At 42.8% G+C, this 17,678-nt stretch carries 19 protein-coding genes; 11 read left to right on the top strand and 8 right to left on the bottom strand.

Annotated features, from left to right (window positions below):
• The first annotated feature begins 5 nt into the window (after nucleotides 1–5).
• Nucleotides 6–1,052 (top strand): MraY family glycosyltransferase, encoded by a 1,047-nt coding sequence (locus KFZ56_RS16600; RefSeq protein WP_375540706.1) that lies wholly within the window; start codon nucleotides 6–8, stop codon nucleotides 1,050–1,052.
• Between the two features lie 39 nt (nucleotides 1,053–1,091).
• On the opposite strand, the gene KFZ56_RS16595 is transcribed toward KFZ56_RS16600, so the two are convergent.
• Nucleotides 1,092–2,141 carry an LCP family protein gene (locus KFZ56_RS16595; protein ID WP_222643157.1) on the bottom strand — a complete coding sequence of 350 codons (1,050 nt, stop codon included), beginning with the start codon at nucleotides 2,139–2,141 and terminating at the stop codon, nucleotides 1,092–1,094.
• A 214-nt stretch (nucleotides 2,142–2,355) separates the two neighbouring features.
• Here KFZ56_RS16595 and KFZ56_RS16590 point away from each other — a divergent pair, with 214 nt between their 5' ends.
• On the top strand, nucleotides 2,356–3,078 hold the full coding sequence (locus KFZ56_RS16590; RefSeq protein WP_222643156.1) for a WecB/TagA/CpsF family glycosyltransferase: 723 nt from the start codon (nucleotides 2,356–2,358) through the stop codon (nucleotides 3,076–3,078).
• A 157-nt stretch (nucleotides 3,079–3,235) separates the two neighbouring features.
• The gene (locus KFZ56_RS16585; RefSeq protein ID WP_222643155.1) at nucleotides 3,236–4,735 is read left to right on the top strand and encodes a BCCT family transporter; all 1,500 of its coding nucleotides are present in this window, start codon (nucleotides 3,236–3,238) and stop codon (nucleotides 4,733–4,735) included.
• Between the two features lie 333 nt (nucleotides 4,736–5,068).
• On the opposite strand, the gene KFZ56_RS16580 is transcribed toward KFZ56_RS16585, so the two are convergent.
• Nucleotides 5,069–5,383 carry a hypothetical protein gene (locus KFZ56_RS16580; RefSeq protein WP_222643154.1) on the bottom strand — a complete coding sequence of 105 codons (315 nt, stop codon included), beginning with the start codon at nucleotides 5,381–5,383 and terminating at the stop codon, nucleotides 5,069–5,071.
• A 227-nt stretch (nucleotides 5,384–5,610) separates the two neighbouring features.
• A complete protein-coding gene (locus KFZ56_RS16575) occupies nucleotides 5,611–6,630 on the bottom strand; it encodes an LCP family protein (protein WP_222643152.1) in 1,020 nt (339 codons plus the stop codon).
• A gap of 241 nt (nucleotides 6,631–6,871) precedes the next feature.
• Between KFZ56_RS16575 and KFZ56_RS16570 the strand changes: the two genes are divergently transcribed.
• From KFZ56_RS16570 to KFZ56_RS16535, 8 genes are all read left to right on the top strand, one after another.
• On the top strand, nucleotides 6,872–7,096 hold the full coding sequence (locus KFZ56_RS16570) for a DUF1659 domain-containing protein (RefSeq protein ID WP_222643150.1): 225 nt from the start codon (nucleotides 6,872–6,874) through the stop codon (nucleotides 7,094–7,096).
• Nucleotides 7,097–7,149: 53 nt separating this feature from the next.
• Entirely contained in the window at nucleotides 7,150–7,368 is a 219-nt protein-coding gene (locus KFZ56_RS16565) for a DUF2922 domain-containing protein (protein WP_222643149.1), read from the top strand.
• Nucleotides 7,355–7,516: a hypothetical protein gene (locus tag KFZ56_RS16560; RefSeq protein ID WP_222643148.1), complete on the top strand. Its 162-nt coding sequence runs from the start codon at nucleotides 7,355–7,357 to the stop codon at nucleotides 7,514–7,516. The genes KFZ56_RS16565 and KFZ56_RS16560 overlap by 14 nt, the downstream gene beginning before the upstream one ends.
• 318 nt (nucleotides 7,517–7,834) lie before the next feature.
• A complete protein-coding gene (locus KFZ56_RS16555; protein ID WP_222643147.1) occupies nucleotides 7,835–7,969 on the top strand; it encodes a YvrJ family protein in 135 nt (44 codons plus the stop codon).
• A gap of 522 nt (nucleotides 7,970–8,491) precedes the next feature.
• Entirely contained in the window at nucleotides 8,492–9,433 is a 942-nt protein-coding gene (gene qoxA / locus KFZ56_RS16550) for a cytochrome aa3 quinol oxidase subunit II (RefSeq protein ID WP_222643146.1), read from the top strand.
• 21 nt (nucleotides 9,434–9,454) lie between these two features.
• Nucleotides 9,455–11,392 carry a cytochrome aa3 quinol oxidase subunit I gene (qoxB, locus tag KFZ56_RS16545; RefSeq protein WP_222643145.1) on the top strand — a complete coding sequence of 646 codons (1,938 nt, stop codon included), beginning with the start codon at nucleotides 9,455–9,457 and terminating at the stop codon, nucleotides 11,390–11,392.
• 1 nt (nucleotide 11,393) lies between these two features.
• Nucleotides 11,394–11,999 (top strand): cytochrome aa3 quinol oxidase subunit III, encoded by a 606-nt coding sequence (gene qoxC / locus KFZ56_RS16540; protein ID WP_222643144.1) that lies wholly within the window; start codon nucleotides 11,394–11,396, stop codon nucleotides 11,997–11,999.
• A 1-nt stretch (nucleotide 12,000) separates the two neighbouring features.
• Complete coding sequence (locus KFZ56_RS16535; protein ID WP_222643143.1) at nucleotides 12,001–12,369, top strand: cytochrome C oxidase subunit IV family protein; 369 nt, start codon at nucleotides 12,001–12,003, stop codon at nucleotides 12,367–12,369.
• Nucleotides 12,370–12,492: 123 nt separating this feature from the next.
• Here the strand turns inward: KFZ56_RS16535 and KFZ56_RS16530 are convergent, their stop codons facing one another.
• The 5 genes from KFZ56_RS16530 to KFZ56_RS16510 all read right to left on the bottom strand — a co-directional run bounded on the left by KFZ56_RS16530 (nucleotide 12,493) and on the right by KFZ56_RS16510 (nucleotide 17,618).
• Complete coding sequence (locus KFZ56_RS16530) at nucleotides 12,493–12,765, bottom strand: spore morphogenesis/germination protein YwcE (protein WP_222643142.1); 273 nt, start codon at nucleotides 12,763–12,765, stop codon at nucleotides 12,493–12,495.
• A gap of 253 nt (nucleotides 12,766–13,018) precedes the next feature.
• Nucleotides 13,019–14,896 (bottom strand): PTS fructose transporter subunit IIABC, encoded by a 1,878-nt coding sequence (locus KFZ56_RS16525; RefSeq protein ID WP_222643141.1) that lies wholly within the window; start codon nucleotides 14,894–14,896, stop codon nucleotides 13,019–13,021.
• The gene (gene pfkB, locus KFZ56_RS16520; protein WP_222643140.1) at nucleotides 14,883–15,836 is read right to left on the bottom strand and encodes a 1-phosphofructokinase; all 954 of its coding nucleotides are present in this window, start codon (nucleotides 15,834–15,836) and stop codon (nucleotides 14,883–14,885) included. The genes KFZ56_RS16525 and pfkB overlap by 14 nt, the downstream gene beginning before the upstream one ends.
• The gene (locus KFZ56_RS16515) at nucleotides 15,802–16,584 is read right to left on the bottom strand and encodes a DeoR/GlpR family DNA-binding transcription regulator (RefSeq protein ID WP_222643139.1); all 783 of its coding nucleotides are present in this window, start codon (nucleotides 16,582–16,584) and stop codon (nucleotides 15,802–15,804) included. The genes pfkB and KFZ56_RS16515 overlap by 35 nt, the downstream gene beginning before the upstream one ends.
• 638 nt (nucleotides 16,585–17,222) lie before the next feature.
• Nucleotides 17,223–17,618: a secondary thiamine-phosphate synthase enzyme YjbQ gene (locus KFZ56_RS16510; protein ID WP_222643138.1), complete on the bottom strand. Its 396-nt coding sequence runs from the start codon at nucleotides 17,616–17,618 to the stop codon at nucleotides 17,223–17,225.
• Between the last annotated feature and the right edge of the window lie 60 nt (nucleotides 17,619–17,678).

Genomic DNA, 17,678 nt, shown 5'->3' with positions numbered 1-17,678 from the left:
TTAACATTGCGTTTTTAGCCTGTTTAAGTCTGCTACTTGCAGTAATCTTGACGCAAATTGTAATAAAATATTCCAAAAAGTTACACATAACGGATAAGCCAAATTTTCGTAAAGTGCATGATGATCCAACACCAACATTAGGTGGACTAGCTATTTTTGCTAGTTTTATATTTGGGGTCTTGATTCTCCAACCGGTAAGTGAATATCATATTGCTATCATGATCGGTGGGTTTATCATTATCACATTGGGGATAGTAGATGATATATACGATTTACCCCCTAAGGTTAAATTTCTAACACAAATTGCGGTAGCGATTCTCGTTGTGTCTTGGGGCGGGTTACAAGTTGAATTTATTAACTTGCCATTTGGCGGTCAGCTGGAATTTGGTTTCCTTAGTTCCATCATTACGATTCTCTGGATTGTAGGCGTAACCAATGCGATGAATTTCATTGACGGCCTGGATGGTCTTGCCGCAGGCGTTTCATCAATAGCGTTATTCACGATTGCCGGACTGGCAGTGATGATGGGTGATGTGTATGTAGCGACCATGGCACTTATATTATTTTTTAGTACGGTTGGATTTCTGCCGTTTAATTTTCATCCGGCAAAGATCTTCATGGGGGATACAGGAGCTTTATTTTTAGGGTATATGATCTCCGTATTAGCATTACTCGGATTTAAGAGTGTAACCCTTATTTCCTTTATTATCCCAATATTTATTTTGGGTGTTCCGATTTTAGATACTTTTATAGCGATGGTAAGAAGGTATATGAATAGACAGCCTATTTCCCGTCCGGATAGTGCGCATTTGCATCACAACTTAATAAGACTTGGGTTTACGCATAAACAGACGGTTTTATTTATCTACACATTGAGCGGAATGTTTAGTATCGCTGCTATCTTCTTCTCCATGACAACGATGTGGGGTTCGATCCTGATTTTTGCTGTGGTATTGTTGGCAGTACAATTCTTGGTTGAAAATCTAGAGATGATTAACAGTGACTTTAAGCCTTTGACGAATTTCTTCAGGGCACTGCGGCATAAGCCATAAAAAAGCTGCTGACTATAACGGTCAGCAGCTTTCGTTCTTTTAATATGCGCTTTCGGGGTTACCTGATGTTGTGGACGTTTCTTCCGATTCGGAAGCAGTATTTGTATCTGCAATGTCCAGGTGACGTTTTAACTCTGATTGTGTCTCACTAAGTGCATAATCATCCAGTAACCAGTAATAAGCACTTCCAGGCTGGTAGTCACTACCTTCCAGTGTTATTGTTTCAAAGTCTAGATTTGCTCCACCTGTTCCATAAGATATAAAGCTTCGCATTTCCGGAAATGTCATATTCGTTGTCATGTTACTTCCAATAGCCTCAATAATATCATCGTATTTCAGCACAGAATCCAAGGATATGGCTTTGTCAACGACAGCCTTAATGATTTCTTGTTGTCTTTTTCCACGTTCAATGTCATTATCCTGTTTTCTGGTACGAGCTAAGGCAAGTGCTTCTTCCCCGTTTAATTCCTGCTCCCCGGGAAGAAGATGAATGGCTCCCGCTTCATCTTTTGAATTTTGTTCCTCTAATTCATAAGGCACTTCTGTATTTATACCGTCAATCGCATCAACAACATCGACAAATGCTTCAAAATTCAATTTCGTATAATAATCGATTGGAATATCTAATAGATTTTCAACCGTGTCAATGGTTGCGGATGTTCCACCATGTGCGTGTGCATGGGCGATTTTGGTTTCGTAGCCAACTTCCGAAATATATACATACGTATCACGCGGAATACTTACTAATTTTACACTGTTTTCCTCTTTGTTTAATGTGGCGACCATGAGCGCATCTGTCCGTGCACTTTCTGCATTATCCCGAACATCACTTGAGTCTACCCCCATAATGAGAACAGAAACATTATCTTCTGTCGGGTCAACTGCACTTTCCCGCAGATCGGATTTTTCTCTTTCATCTTCTTCATAGGAATTGGATAAAACGGTGTCTGCTTTAATATATAAATAAGTTCCATAGCCTACTACACCAAGGAATACAACTAGTATAGGTATGAAAATCAAATATGCCCTTTTTCTCAATTTGCGCTTTTTACGTTTCACTGTACGCGTTTGTGTCTTATTTTTAGACATAAAAATTCTCCCTTTATTCGTAACATTTAAATAGGAAAATAAAATATTTAATGCTATCATATTTCCAGTGTTCATAAAAAATGCATGTTACATTTGCTTATTGCAAACTATCTTAATTCTACTATGAATATGTTTATCCGTAAACAACATTTTTTAACACGTTTGTTACATTCTGTAATTATATGTCGGAAATGATGGGAAAGGTTGTTTAAAAATGCATGATTCGACAGAAATAATGGGTATAAAAATTTTGAAAACAACGAAAGACGAATTTTTGCGTAAGGATCTTCTTCCTCGATTACAGCAGCAAGATAAAAGTCATGTGGTCACTGCTAATCCTGAAATTGTTATGAAAACGAGAGAAGATCTGGAATACAAACAAATTGTTCAATCTGCGGACTATGTTGTTCCAGATGGTGCCGGAATTCTGTTGGCAGCAAAATATATGAAGCAACCACTTCCGGAGCGGATCGCAGGTTATGATCTGATGATGGAATTATTGGAGCTTGCAGAAGCAGAAGGGTTAAGCTGTTATTTTCTCGGGGCAAAGGAAGATGTGAATGAAAAGACTGTCTCGGAGGCAAAGAAAAAATTTCCCGGATTGAGCATTGCCGGTCGTCATCATGGTTTTTTTGATATCGATGATCCTGAAATAGTTGCACAAGTCGTACAGACAGATCCGGATCTTATTTTTGTTGCGCTTGGCCTGCCTCGGCAAGAACAGTGGATCGCAAAACATAAAGATAAATTTAGAAAAGGATTATTTATGGGGATAGGCGGCAGCTTTGATATATTGGCTGGTGAAGTAAAGCGTGCACCTGAAATTTGGATTAAATTAAACCTGGAGTGGTTGTATCGTTTACTGAAACAGCCATTTCGCTGGAAGCGCATGTTGAAGGTATTTGAATTTATGTTTAGAGTGGTACTAAGGAGGTAAGGGAGGCTGGTATAGGAGCCGTGCTCGTTTACGTGCCTCTTAAAAGGGAAGCATGATGATATAGACTCCAGTATTGTGTCCTGAGATGTTTAATCATTGGCGTGTAGGGTATAGTGTAACATTCATCTACATAAAAACTAAACAGAAAGGATATGTTATGAATAAAGAAAACTCGTACAAAAACCCGGTATTTTTTATCTCGGCAACGATTCTTGGATTACTCGTTATCATTGGCGCTTTCCTGCCAGCGAAATTTGGCTCCGTAGCTCAGACATTATTTGATTTCACAACGACTAATTTTGGATGGTTTTATTTACTGGCTGTATTTGCCATTATTCTTTTTTTAGTTGGAATTTCCATCAGTAAATATGGGAAAATGCGGTTGGGACCAGTTGATTCACGGCCGGAGTACCCGTTTTTTACATGGGTTGGTATGCTATTTTCGGCTGGCTTTGGTGTATCACTTGTTTTCTGGAGTGTCGCTGAACCGATGAGTCATTTTTTTGTTACACCTTTTCCCGGCCTGGAGCCGCAGTCAGAAGAAGCGGCTAGGGTAGCAATGGGGTATTCCTTTTTCCACTGGGGAATTAGTCAGTGGGCTGTCTTTGCGGTAGCTGGACTGGGGATTGCCTTTCTGCAATTTAGAAAAAGGAAGAGTGGATTGGTTTCTGTTGCTATCGAACCCGTTATCGGAAAAAACAAAGGGGTAGCGAATACGATTAATATATTGGCTGTCATTGCTACAGTCATGGGTGTTGCGACAACGGTTGGATTATCGTTTATCCAGTTGAATGGAGGACTTGCCTCCGTATTTAATATTCCGAATCATATCGGGGTCCAGGTTATTATAGCTCTAATCATGATGGGGTGCTATTTAATTTCATCCGGTACAGGACTGGATAGAGGAATCAAATGGTTGAGCAATATTAATCTGGGGATGGCTTTGCTTGTGATGGTCATTGTATTTTTACTTGGGCCAACCGTATTTATTTTAAATTCTGCTGTCCTTGGTTTAGGCGATTATATAACCAATTTTGTTCAGTACAGTCTTCGTCTGACGCCGTATACAGGTGGTGACTGGGTAAACGATTGGACGATATTTTACTGGGCCTGGGCCATTGCTTGGTCTCCATTTGTAGGCGCATTTGTTGCGCGTGTATCCAGAGGTAGAACGATCCGTGAATTTGTAGCAGGTGTGATGGTTGTACCGCCCGCCATTGCCTGTATCTGGATTGCCGTATTTGGTGGGACGGCGCTTTACAGTGATTTAAATAATGGGACACAGATTGCAGAGGCTGTGGACGAAGATGTCACCGTAGCCTTGTTTGAAGCGCTCGGTGTCGTGCCCTTTACAGACATTCTATCGATCATTTCGATATTACTTATTTTCACATTTATGGTAACGTCTGCGGACTCTGCAACATATATTTTAGGAACGATGACGTCTAAAGGTAGTCTAAATCCAGCCCTGGTCACCAAAATCATTTGGGGCGTTCTGATTACAGCCATTGCCCTTGTGTTATTATTTACAGGTGGATTGGACGCGTTGCAAACAGCATCACTAACAGCAGCCTTACCATTTACAGTCATTCTTCTAATTATGGTTGTATCGATTTGGAAATCCATCAAAGCGGAATATAAACCGAAAGATAAATAAAGAAGAAGCAGCGAAATGTTCTTTGTTTAGCTGCTTATGTAACTAAAAAGATCGCTGTGCTCTTGTAAATAAGCAATGTTTGATAGCTAGGTTTATAAATGAAACGAGGCTGGGACAAAAGTATTTTTAACAAATAAAATCCGAACATACATCGCTTCGGAAATATACTTCGCTTTCCGCGGGCGGCTGGTGTGCCCCCTTGTGCTATCGCACTTCGGTGTCTCACCTATGCCTTTTCTCCCGCTGGAGTCTCCGCATATTTCCTACGCTAAGTTTGATAATGTTCGTCTTTTTAATGAAACACGTTTGTTTTGTCCCAACCTCGTTTTCAACTTATTTATCTGATTTATCATTGTGGTCTTGCTCTTTATGATCCTTTTGATTATGACGCCTTGTGGCACTCCTGTAAAATTTCCCAGGTGCTTCTGATGTTTTCCCGATAATATCATTGGCTTTTCCAGCTGTACCTTTTAAGATTCTACCTGAAGCATCAGTCGCTTTACCAACTAGACCTCCTTCACCTGAAATCGATTTGACGATCTTTCCGGACGTATCCACCGTATGCCCAAAGAGATCGTTGACTTCCTTAGACGTCTTTTTAACCAGGTTATCATCCTCCCTGTCTCCTTCATGCTTATCATTTCCCATAGACATCCCTCCTTACCAGCCCCTAATCAGGCTTCTTAAAAGAGAGTATGATCCCTTAAAAGGGACAAGGGGACAGGTTCATTGTCCCAGCCATCCATCCATCATTTTTAGGAAGAAAGTGTGGTATTCCTACCGTCGTTATGTTGATTGAAGCACATTCATGCGTCCACGGGTCGATCTATATAAAAACCATTGTCGAGAAGTAAGTCAATTGTCTCTATAGCCTTCTAATAAAATGCGTCTTCATCCTCCGCAAAGTCGCTATTATGGTCCACCTCAGGCAAATCAAGATGCTCCCTGAGCTCGGTTTGTGTCTTGGCTCTGCTGTCTTCTTCCACTTGATAATACCAGCCACCATCATTCATATAACTTCCTTCGCCATCAAGGTTAACGGTTTCGATTGCAACTTCTTCATCCAACCCATAAGACAAGAAGCTCCTGATTTCATTAAATTTCATATTGGTTGCCATATTTGACCCGACAGCTGTGATTAATTCATCCAGTTTGAAGACAGCAGACGGGGAGGTCGCCTTACTGGCAATCGCTGCGAGAATCTCCTGTTGCCGTTTTCCACGTTCGACATCACTGTCATGCTTTCGCGTGCGTGCCATGGCTAATGCTTCTTCACCGTTCAAATTTTGCTTCCCTGGATATAAATGAATCGAGTCCTTGTCATCATTGGAGTCGGATTCTGTAAATTCATAGGGCACGTCATGCTTGATTCCGTCCAGTGTATCTACAACCTCAACAAATCCTTCAAAGTTTATACGCACAAAGTAATCCACAGGCACCTGCAGGAAATTCTCCACTGTTTCAATCGTCGCTTCCGGGCCGCCGAACGCATGCGCATGATTGATTTTCGTTTGATAAGCAACTTCCGGAATGTAAACATAGGAATCTCTCGGAATACTTAATAATTTCACCGTACTATCATCCTTATTGAAGGTTGCAAGCAACAACGCATCCGAACGGCTTTCTTCCTCATTATCCCGTTGTTCGCTGCTATCCACCCCAATAAAAAGAACCGAAACATTATCCTCCACCGGATCAACATGCCCCTCACGAAGCGGCGATGTCTCATTGTCACGTCCCACTTCCTCATGTGAGTCAGCTACCGTGCCAGCCGTCCTGTCAACTAAATAAACAGCATAGCCTACGCCAATCCCAATAAGGAAAATGAAAACGATTCCACCATATAGAAACAATTTTTTCTTGGAAAGATTTCTCAAACGCTTTTGGCTGATCATCGAACAACGAACTCCTCCTAATTTCTTAGTCCTTATTTTACAGATTATATACCATGATTGACAGGATAATGTCCGTTTTCCATAAATTTTTTCTAGGACAAAAGTGGGACAGGGGGACAGGTTCATTGTCCCTCTCCCATTCCAGATCATGGACGGATGCTGGGACAAGGGACCTGTCCCTCCGTCCTTTGCCCCCAAATCTACTTTCTGTTCGATTGTATGGGTGAGGGAGGTGATAAGCATGGCGGTAGCGGATAAGGTCAGTTCAACGCTGCGTTTGATTCTGTATGAAGGTGATGATGACTTGACCGGGGAGCCGGTGTACAAGTATAAAAACTTCAATAATGTAAAAACAGATGCAGACGCAGATCAATTGTTGCCAATCGCTGAAGGACTTGCAGCATTGCAGGAGAGTCCCTTGTACAGCATCGAGCGCAGGGACAACTCCGAAATTAGAGAAGACTAATTGGAATCCCGAAATTGGGAGTTCAAGTAATCTTTCGGAAAGGAGGTTAGACCATGACCAAGAAGATTGAGCTTAAATTTCGCAACGAGGACGATAAGATTGTCACGTATGCATTAGATAATCCGATCGAGCCAGTAGATCCAGAAACAGTCAACACTGTAATGGATGAAATCATCGAGCAAAATGCCTTCACATCAACAGGCGGTGACGTAATAAGGAAAGAAAGCGCCCGTGTTGTTGAACGTACCGTGGAGGACATTGAGTTGGGATAGTGAAAGGAATGCAAGTGCTGACATCATCCATGAGCGATCATTCAATGAAAATAGTGAAAAACATGACCAGCGGCTCGTCCACTGGTCTGTTTTGATAGAAGGGAAAGTGAGTGAGGTCGCTTTGGATGGCACGGGGGTGGTGGCTTAACTCGGGAGAGCGGCAAGTCAGATAGGGAGAGCACGATCCAAACTCGGGAGAGAGCCAAGCCAAATCGGGAGAGCACAGTCCGAACCCGGGAGAGCGCCAAGTCAAGCCGGGAGAGCGCCAACTCAAATCGGGAGAGCACGATCCAAACTCGGGAGAGCGCCAAGCCAGATCGGGAGAGCGCCAAGTCAAACCGGGAGAGCGCCAACTCAAATCGGGAGAGCACGATCCAAACTCGGGAGAGCGCCAAGCCAGATCGGGAGAGCGCCAAGCCAAATCGGGAGAACCCCCCCAACAATGATTGGAAAGGAGGCACCACCAATGGAAGCATGGCTATCATTCATTACAGATGTCGGCTTTCCGATTGCGGTGACATTTTACTTGCTCCACCGTATTGAGGCAAAGCTCAATCTGTTAATCGAATCGATACACGCACTACCAGAAAAAATGAAATGATGAAAAATCGGTTTTCTGTTTCGGCAGAGAGCCGATTTTTCATAACTTCATATATATATTGCGCCTTCCTGTTAACAACTAAATATTTTTTCGAAGGCGGTCAATCTTAAAAAAATTCGCAACGAATAGCTGCTATTTTAGATACTCACCTTAGCAGATCAATCTTCCTATAAAATGTAAATTTGAAGATTTTATTACAAAAATGTACCGGAAATATGAAGATTATATAAAAAGATTGTAAGAAGTCCCGATAAGTCTGCTTTATTTGTTACTATTTTGGGTATGGTTATAGTAGAAAATAATAAAATCGGGACTCGGGGCAATAAAATGGAAGATTAAAAATGAACAATCGAAGGTCAGATAGCTAAGTAGTTTAGCCATCAGAACGTCATTCCATTTCTTGTCGTTTTCTAATAAGACTTGAATCTACTTCCTTGTAATATCGGTGACGACGCTAAAAAACGATTTGATCTATTCTGAGTCCTGAAAATAGTTAATTTTGTTCATGCAGGAGTGTTTCTAATGAAGAAAAAACGACATTCTTATAAAAAAGGCCTGGCCTTATTACTGGTTGGTTTCGCTTTATTTCTAAGCGGTTGTGACCAATTGGCGGTGCTTGATCCGAAAGGTCCTGTAGCAGCGAACCAGAGGGATTTAATTTTATACTCCCTTATTTTCATGACGGGGATTATTGTTGTTGTATTTAGCTTATTTGCTTTTATGCTATATAAATACCGCGACAGTAACCCGAATCGGAAAGAGGAAGACTACAAACCCAGTCTTCACGGGAATATGAAGATTGAAATTGTCTGGACGGTCATCCCGATATTGATCGTCACTGCATTATCGATTCCAACGGTGAGTACGATATTTGACCTGGAGGAACCTCCGGAGTCAAGTGCTGAGGAAGAGCCATTGGTCATTTATGCGACTTCCGCAGATTGGAAATGGTTTTTCAGTTATCCGGAAGAGGGAATTGAAACTGTGAACTACTTAAATATCCCGACGGACAGAGCGATTGAATTCCGCCTGTCTTCTGCAGATTCGATGGCATCTTTCTGGATTCCGAAGCTTGGAGGGCAGAAGTATAACATGGCTGGTATGGAAAATACCCTTTATTTGCAAGCAGACGAAACCGGCGTCTTCCAAGGACGTAATGCAAACTTTACGGGAGAAGGATTCACCGGACAGACATTTGATGTACACGCGCAGGAAGAAGAAGCATTCAACGACTGGGTGGAGGCGACCCAGGACGAGGCACCGGAATTAACACAGCAAACGTATGATGATTTGCTAAAACCCGGTTTATTGGATGAGATGGAATTCTCCTCAACACATCTTGCATTTGCTGATCATGGAAGCAATGACGATCGAGATTATTCTGTGGAACGTCACAGAGAGTTGTACGAGGAACAACTGCATCTGGAAAATGATGAGAACTGGCGCGAAGAGCATGAACAGTAAGTAGAAAGCAGGTGAGAAAACATGCAGTTAGATGAATTTTTTGTTACGGGTGAGCCGTTAATTTATGCTGGGATGGTAGCCATTGTTCTCGTTACATCAGCCATTATTTTCCTGTTAACGTATTTTAAAAAATGGAAATGGCTGTGGCGGGAATGGCTGACAACCGTCGACCATAAAAAAATCGGTATCATGTATATATTAAGTGCGCTGGCCATGTTGTTTCGTGCAGGTGCGGATGCGTTAATGATGCGGACACAGCTGGCGTTTCCGACGATGAATTTCTTGGGTGGACAGCACTATGATGAAGTTTTTACAACCCATGGGACGATCATGATTATCTTTATGGCCATGCCATTTTTAATCGGTTTAATGAATATTGTTGTTCCCCTGCAAATTGGGGCACGGGATTTTGCCTTTCCGTTTTTAAATGCTCTTAGTTTTTGGTCCTTTTTCTTTGGGGCGATGCTATTTAATCTTTCCTTCGTCATCGGAGGAGCACCGGATGCCGGGTGGACAAACTACGCTCCGCTTGCCGGATCTGCGATGAGTCCCGGGCCGGGGATCAACTTTTACCTGCTCGGGGTGCAATTATCGGGGATCGGGACACTGGCTACAGGAATTAACCTGATGGTCACGATCTTAAGAAGGCGTGCCCCTGGTATGACATTATTTAAAATGCCGATATTCACGTGGTCTACGTTTATCACATCTTTTATTATCGTTTTTGCATTCCCGATCTTAACAGTGGCCTTGGCATTGTTTACGATTGACCGTATTTTTGGATCGCAGTTCTTTACACTAACAGGAGAAGGGCTGCCGATGATGTGGGCCAATCTGTTCTGGATGTGGGGTCATCCGGAGGTTTACATTGTTATTTTACCGGCGTTTGGTATCTTTTCCGAGGTTATTGCAACCTTTGCACGAAAGCAACTATTTGGATACACGGCGATGGTCTGGGCGATTATTGTGATTGCAGGATTAAGTTTCGTTGTGTGGGTGCACCACTTCTTTACGATGGGTGCCGGTGCATTTGTCAACTCGATATTCTCGATTACGACAATGATGATTGCCATACCAACCGGGGTGAAAATATTCAATTGGCTGGCAACCCTGTATAAGTCACGAATCACTGCCACGGTGCCAATGTTATGGTCCCTGGCATTCATACCGAGTTTTACAGTAGGTGGAGTCACCGGTGTTATGCTTGGCATGGCCGCAACCGATTACCAGTATCATAACACCTACTTCTTGGTTTCCCATTTCCATTATGTGTTGATTCCGGGTACGGTGTTTGCTTGTTTTGCCGGTCTCATTTTCTGGTATCCAAAAATGTTTGGACATAAATTAAATGAACGAATCGGGAAATGGAGCTTTTGGTTATTCTTAATTGGATTCCATGTTTGTTTCTTCCCGCAGTATTTCTTGGGGCTCGACGGCATGGCTAGAAGGATTTTCACCATTGGACCGGAATGGATGACGCTTAATTTCGTCTCAACGGTTGGCGGATTTGTCATGGGTATCGCCTTTGCCATCTTCGTTTATGGTATTTATTACAGTTATCGGTACAGTAAAAGAGAAACGAATGGCGATGACTGGGGCTATGGACGGACGCTGGAATGGGCGACGCCTACACCAATACCCAAATATAATTTTGCCACCCTTCCGCATGTGGAAAGTCATGATGCCTTTATCGATATGAAGGAAAAAGGGGAGACCACCTTTGATGAGGATAAATTAGCACCGATTCATATGCCAAATAACACCGGGAAGCCAATTATTATGATGGCTATTCTGTTCGCTGCATGTTTTGCCCTTGTGTTTGAGTGGATTACCTTGGCAGTGATTGGTTTAATCGGTGTGCTGGTGATGATGGTTATCCGTTCATTCGATTATGATGAAGGCTATCATATCGATGTGGATGAAATTAAACGAACAGAGCGCGCAGCGAGGGGGTTATAGCATGAGTGAAAATGAAATGAACGCCGTCCCTTTGGAATATAGGTCGCATGAGGGGCAGATGAACATTGTTGGTTTCTGGATTTTCCTTGCTGCTGAAATAGCGTTATTTGCAACATTATTTGCCACATATGCCGTTCTATTTGGCAGAACGGCTGATGCGCCAACACCGGCGGAATTATTTGAGCCAGGCATTGTGCTGGTGATGACGTTCATTCTTTTAACGAGTAGCTTTACGTGTGGTATCGGAATTCACCGGATGCGCGAAGGAACAGTGAAAGGTTTGATGACTTGGCTGATTATCACCGCAGTATTAGGTCTGACGTTTCTGGGCTTTGAGGTATATGAATTTGTCCATTATGTAAGTGAAGGGGCAACATTGCCATCGAGTGCGTTCTGGTCCGCCTTTTATGTACTGGCAGGTACGCACGGGGTCCATGTGGCACTTGGGCTTGGCTGGATGATCCTCCTGTTGATTCAGCTCAAGCAACGGGGGATCACTGCAGTCACGAGCCGAAAAGTGTTTATCATTGGGTTGTATTGGCACTTCCTTGATGTTATCTGGATTTTCATATTTACCAGTGTTTATTTGATTGGGATGGTGATATAATATGGAAAAACAATCCAGCAAGTTCCCGGTAAAACATCTCATTGGATTTCTGATATCCATTGTCTTGACCATCATAGCTGCGTGGACTGCGCTAGGTTCCGATCTGCCGAATCATTGGATCATTGCCGCCATCATGGCGCTGGCTGTGATTCAGGCGGGGATTCAGTTGTTTATGTTTATGCACATCATCGAGTCGGGAGCAACGCATGCACCTTGGAATATGATGTTTCATGCGGCTGTACTGGCAAGTATTATTGTAGCAGGTTCGCTATTTACCATGTCATTTGGCTTTACGCATGATCATGACCACGATGAAGGAGATCACCAGCATGAGCAAATGGAGCAGCATGAAGACCATGGGGACCATTGATGAGGAATCGAATGGAACCAATGAAATCTAATAGGTTTATGTAAAGCGAAAGACCAAAAATATCATATCAAATCAAAACCCCCCTCCTTATTCTTAACAAACAAGTGAGGGGGCCTTTTTCGTTTAATACAGGTTGCTTCTTCTAAGTGCCATAAATTTGACTTCGTCTATGATAAACATGATCCAAGCGACTTCCGCAACAATGAGACTCAAGTAAAACATTATCCATGAAATAGAAAATGGAGCAGGAGCTGTCTGGAACATAGCTACGAAAAAGTAGAACCACATTCCTATCAACAGTACAGATTGGATGGCAGCATATAATTTTTTATTTAAACGTAGGAATAAAAATGGCGTCAATGTTGCAAGCATCATAAACATAAGGGTAACACCCATTTTGATCATCTCCTAACCAATATCATTCAAATGAAAGGGTTTTCTTATATGTATTGTAACAAAAAGTTACCTGATTTGTCACTGGATTGACACAAATTTATATAAAAAAAGCCCGCCTCCCGCTGTGGAGAGAGGCGGGCCCTGGGACAGGGGGACAGGTCCGCTGTCCCAGTCCTACGCCCCAGGGGACTATGTTTCTGTCATCCGATGAATGAGGAGACGGGAGGGACAATGAACCTGTCCCCGTGTCCCGTTAATTTTTAGGTTTCTTCCATAGGCCGAGTGTGATACCGGATATGACTGAGCCGATGAGAAGTGCTAGCAGGAAGTACAGGGCAGAGGTGATTCCGTCAAGTCCAATAACGAAAATACCGCCGTGGGGGGCTGGTATCGTACTGCTCCAAAGCTGTGTTAAGCCACCTGCAATTACGGTACCCAGTACGGATGAACCAATTACGCGAACCGGATCAGCGGCTGCAAATGGGATTGCACCTTCTGTGATGAAAGATAGTCCCATGATATAATTGGTTAACCCTGATTGCCGCTCCTCTTCCGTAAATTTATGCTTAAAGAAGGTCGTTGCCAGCGCAATCGCAATCGGAGGAATCATACCGCCGATCATAACTGCAGCCATCAAACTACCGTCTCCCGTATCCGTAAACATGCCAATCGAAAAGGTGTAAGCAGCCTTATTAAAGGGTCCACCCATATCAATCGCCATCATGCCACCAAGCAGCGCACCTACCAGCACTGCATTCCCGGTACCAAGATTTTCAAGAAAGGTCATCATTGCCGTGTTAATTGTCGAAAAGACAGGGCCGATAACTACATACATGGATATTCCAATTAAAAATAAACCTATTACCGGATAAATCAAAATGGATTTTAGCCCATTTAGGGATTTTGGTAATCCGCGGAACATCCATTTTACAAAAATAACTAGATAACCAGCCAGGAAACCGGCAACCAGTCCGCCTAGAAAACCAGCGTCGCTGTTAACCGCCATCAGACCGCCGACCATACCAGGCATTAAACCAGGTCTATCGGCAATACTCATTGCAATGAAACCAGCGAGTATCGGAATCAGATAGTTGAATGCATTGTCACCAACTGTATTAAAGAACGCAAAGAGTTCTGATTCTTCTCCAAGAAAACCCTCAAATAAGAAGGAAATAGCCATCAAAATACCGCCACCCACAACAAATGGGAGCATGTAAGAGACGCCGTTCATTAAATCTTTATAAATTTTCCTCCAAACAGAACCAGATTGTTTAGCTTCATCGTTCGCTTCAGTGTCTGTCTCTTCCGCATGGAAAATGCGCGCATCCTGATTAGCCGCTTTTGTAATTAATTCCTCCGCTTTATTAATCCCATCACTGACCGGACCTTCCACGACTGGCTTTTGGTCAAAACGGGCCATTTCCACATTCTTGTCAGCGGCAATGATCACGCCAACCGCTTTGTTGATTTCATCCGTGGTCAAGGTGTTTTTCGTCCCATCTGATCCATTCGTCTCCACGCGAATATCAACATCCATTTCTGCAGCTTTTTTCTTTAATGCATCTTCTGCCATATAGGTATGGGCAATTCCTGTGGGACATGCAGTGACTGCTACCACAAATGGTTTTTCTGTTTCCTCATTTCCGTCTTCTTGCTGGTTTTCCGCCGCTTCCCGTTCTGCTTCTTCCTTTTGAAAAAGCGCCTGCACTTCATCCGCTGTAGCAGCCTGCTTAAGTTGTTCAACAAACGTTTGATCAATAAGCATTCTGGAAAGGGTGGCCAACGTTTGCAAGTGCGTATCATTGGCGCCATCTGGGACTGCTATCATAAAAAATAAATACGATGGCTGTCCGTCAAGTGCTTCATAGTCGACGCCATTTGTACTTTTTGCAAACAGCACCACCGGCTCTTTAACCGCATCTGTCTTTGCATGTGGCATGGCGATCCCGTCACCCAAACCGGTGGATGTTTGCTCCTCCCGTTTGATAATTTCTTCTTTTAATATCCCGGCGTCATTGACTGCTTGCTTCTCCTCAAGACGTGATACCATTTCATCGATTGCAGATGACTTGTCCCGTGCCTTCAAATCCATGATCATGATATCTTTTCGAAGTAAATCAATGATCCTCATGGTTTTCATCCTTTCTTTTATCCATTTCTGCAATTTGGGTGAGACTTATTTGCTTTCGTAATTCCTGAATGTAAGCACCTGTTGCCAAATCGGTGGAAAAGGCTGTAGCACTACCTGCCGCAAGGGCCATACGGAACGCTTCTAGTGCATCTTTCGTCTTGTTATACGTCCCGGTGAATCCCGCGATCATAGAGTCGCCCGCGCCTACTGAATTTTTAACGTCTCCTTCTGGACTATTACCTTGAAAAATTCCTTCTTTTGTAAACAACAATGCTCCGTCACCAGCCATGGAAACAATCGCATGTTTAGCGCCAAGATCTACTAGTTTTTTTCCATAGTGGATAACCTCATCCCGGCTGTTTAGGGTCACATGAAATAATTCTCCCAATTCCTCCAGATTCGGTTTGACCAAGAGCGGTCCATAAGGTAATACAGATGTTAACGAATCTCCTGTTGTATCAACAACAAACGCACCTCCTGCATGGACAATTTCCTCAACCAGTTTTTCATAGTAATCTGTTGGTAACGATGGCGGGGTGCTCCCGGATAAAACAACCGTATCTTGTTTCGTTACTTTTTGAAGTTGCTGCAGCAATTTTTCCGTTTCTTCGGGCAGTATATCCGGCCCATGACTGTTGATTTCCGTTTCTTGGTCCGATTTGAGTTTAATATTGACCCTTGTTTCTCCTTTAATAGAAATGAAATCGGAGTTGATTGCTTGTTGCTGCAGTTGTTCTGCTATATAGTCCCCGGTAAATCCGCCAAGAAATCCTAGTGCTGTGTTTGTATAGTGAAGTCTATCAAGCACTCTGGAAACATTAATCCCTTTTCCCCCGGGAAATTTTGCTTCATTATCCATTTTATTCAAACTGCCAAGCTTCAATTGGTCAATTTGAATCACATAATCAATGGAAGGGTTCAGTGTTATGGTATAAATCATGGTTACGCGCCTCCAAAATGGTTGCTTTTTCCTTATTGTACTGCAGATTTTCGGGTATGTTGTTTGTTATAATGGTTACTTCCTCCATGTCACAAACTTTAGCGAAACTGACTTTATTCCATTTGGATTGATCCGCTAGGAGATAAGTGACAGCAGCCTGCTCATGTGCCCTTTGCTTTAAAGCTGCCTCCTCCGGGTCAGGGGTGGTGCATCCAAATTCCGGATCAATGCCATTCATACCCAAAAATACGCGGTTAAATCGATAGTTTTTCAATTCATTCAAGCTAACGGAACCAATGATCGCTTTTGTGGAATGCTTGATCTTTCCTCCGATCAGAAAGGTCTCAATTTGTTGCTCAGCAAGGAGGGAAGCATGCTGTATCCCATTTGTCACGACTGTAATAGATTTTCCTTGTAAATAGGGAACCATAGCAAGAGTTGTGGTTCCGGCATCCATGAAGATGACATCGTTTTCTTGAATGAGCGATGTCGCCCTTTTTCCAATTATTTGCTTCTCCTGAATGTTTTTGAATGATTTTTCAGAAGTAGGTAATTCTTCATCCAGCTGATAGATTCGTTTAGCTCCGCCATGGATTCGTTTGAGATCTCCCGTCTCTTCCAGCTGCCTCAGATCCCTTCTAATTGTTGACTCTGAACATTCAAGTTGATTCATTAAATCCTGTGATTTCACGATTCCATTTCGCTTCAATATTTGTAAAATAAATGCATGTCGCTCTTCTGTTAACATCGCATCAACCCTCCAATACCATTATAATAACATCGAAAACAGTCATAATCAATCAAAAAGCAATCGCTTTCTTCGCATATGCAGCCATCTATCTATATCGTTATCTCTGCAATCGGCAACGTATTCGGGCTGCTGATACATAGTCTATTATATGGAAAAACAATAATATTCGGATACGCTGGAAAAAAGTCGTAAACGACAGGTAATTTACGATTGCCTCAAACATACCGTGCAAAAACGGTCATATTGCTCATTCTCGAAACATGCACCATTTCTTATCGTGAAATTACCTTCATCATTGTGGGGGATGAAAAACTGAAGCAGCCCATGAGGATTATCCAATCGGTTAAACGGGAGACAGCAATCCAAAATCGGGAGAGTGATGATTCAAATTGGGAGAGTAGTAGGTTGAAACGGGAGAGAGCACTCCGAAGCGGGAGATAGAATTTCAAATCGGGAGAGAGTATTTCGAAGCGGGAGACAGAATTTCAAATCGGGAGAGAGCACTCCGAAACGGGAGATAACTCTCCAAATCAGGAGAGAGCCCTCCAAATCGGGAGAGAGCATTCCGAAATGAGAGAGAGCTCTCTTAGGAAACCAATCCCGAAACGAAACGCCCATCTTGAGCTAGAGCATTCTTACATCATCTTCACATGAAACTTTCGATTCCGTGGTCCGTCAAACTCGCAAAAATAGACACCTTGCCATGTACCGAGTACTAACTTGCCACTAGATATAACGAGCGTTTGGGCATGTCCTACTGTACTTGTTTTCAGGTGGGCGGCTGTGTTTCCTTCCCCGTGTTTATCCTTTGCGTGATGCCATGGATATACTTCATCAAGCCGCATAAGCATATCTGTTTTCACATCAGGGTCGGCGTTTTCATTAACGGTGATGCCTGCAGTGGTATGCTGGGAAGAAACGATTAAAACGCCGTCACGAATGCCTTCCTGTTTGATCCAATTTTCAATGGTTGATGTAATATCGGTCATTTCGGAGTGATGGTTTGTTTTCACGTGAAATATTTTTTCCAAATGAACTCATCCTTTCTATCCTGTCTTTTCCTTCATTTTACTAGAAATAAACCATAAAAT

Source organism: Virgibacillus sp. NKC19-3 (assembly GCF_019837165.1).
GTDB lineage: Bacteria > Bacillota > Bacilli > Bacillales > Amphibacillaceae > Virgibacillus_L > Virgibacillus_L saliphilus.
Note: the sequence above shows the minus strand (reverse complement) of the source record. Positions and strands in the feature narration are given on the sequence as shown.

Excerpts from the sequence above, each read along its gene's own strand:
- KFZ56_RS16535 (WP_222643143.1), top strand. The coding sequence starts at position 12,001 with ATGGAAAAACAATCCAGCAAGTTCCCGGTAAAACATCTCATTGGATTT.
- KFZ56_RS16595 (WP_222643157.1), bottom strand. The coding sequence starts at position 2,141 with ATGTCTAAAAATAAGACACAAACGCGTACAGTGAAACGTAAAAAGCGC.
- KFZ56_RS16525 (WP_222643141.1), bottom strand. The coding sequence starts at position 14,896 with ATGAGGATCATTGATTTACTTCGAAAAGATATCATGATCATGGATTTG.
- qoxA (WP_222643146.1), top strand. The coding sequence starts at position 8,492 with ATGAAGAAAAAACGACATTCTTATAAAAAAGGCCTGGCCTTATTACTG.
- KFZ56_RS16590 (WP_222643156.1), top strand. The coding sequence starts at position 2,356 with ATGCATGATTCGACAGAAATAATGGGTATAAAAATTTTGAAAACAACG.
- KFZ56_RS16565 (WP_222643149.1), top strand. The coding sequence starts at position 7,150 with ATGACCAAGAAGATTGAGCTTAAATTTCGCAACGAGGACGATAAGATT.
- KFZ56_RS16580 (WP_222643154.1), bottom strand. The coding sequence starts at position 5,383 with ATGGGAAATGATAAGCATGAAGGAGACAGGGAGGATGATAACCTGGTT.
- KFZ56_RS16515 (WP_222643139.1), bottom strand. The coding sequence starts at position 16,584 with ATGTTAACAGAAGAGCGACATGCATTTATTTTACAAATATTGAAGCGA.
- qoxC (WP_222643144.1), top strand. The coding sequence starts at position 11,394 with ATGAGTGAAAATGAAATGAACGCCGTCCCTTTGGAATATAGGTCGCAT.
- KFZ56_RS16575 (WP_222643152.1), bottom strand. The coding sequence starts at position 6,630 with ATGATCAGCCAAAAGCGTTTGAGAAATCTTTCCAAGAAAAAATTGTTT.
- qoxB (WP_222643145.1), top strand. The coding sequence starts at position 9,455 with ATGCAGTTAGATGAATTTTTTGTTACGGGTGAGCCGTTAATTTATGCT.
- KFZ56_RS16530 (WP_222643142.1), bottom strand. The coding sequence starts at position 12,765 with ATGGGTGTTACCCTTATGTTTATGATGCTTGCAACATTGACGCCATTT.
- KFZ56_RS16555 (WP_222643147.1), top strand. The coding sequence starts at position 7,835 with ATGGAAGCATGGCTATCATTCATTACAGATGTCGGCTTTCCGATTGCG.
- KFZ56_RS16570 (WP_222643150.1), top strand. The coding sequence starts at position 6,872 with ATGGCGGTAGCGGATAAGGTCAGTTCAACGCTGCGTTTGATTCTGTAT.
- pfkB (WP_222643140.1), bottom strand. The coding sequence starts at position 15,836 with ATGATTTATACCATAACACTGAACCCTTCCATTGATTATGTGATTCAA.
- KFZ56_RS16585 (WP_222643155.1), top strand. The coding sequence starts at position 3,236 with ATGAATAAAGAAAACTCGTACAAAAACCCGGTATTTTTTATCTCGGCA.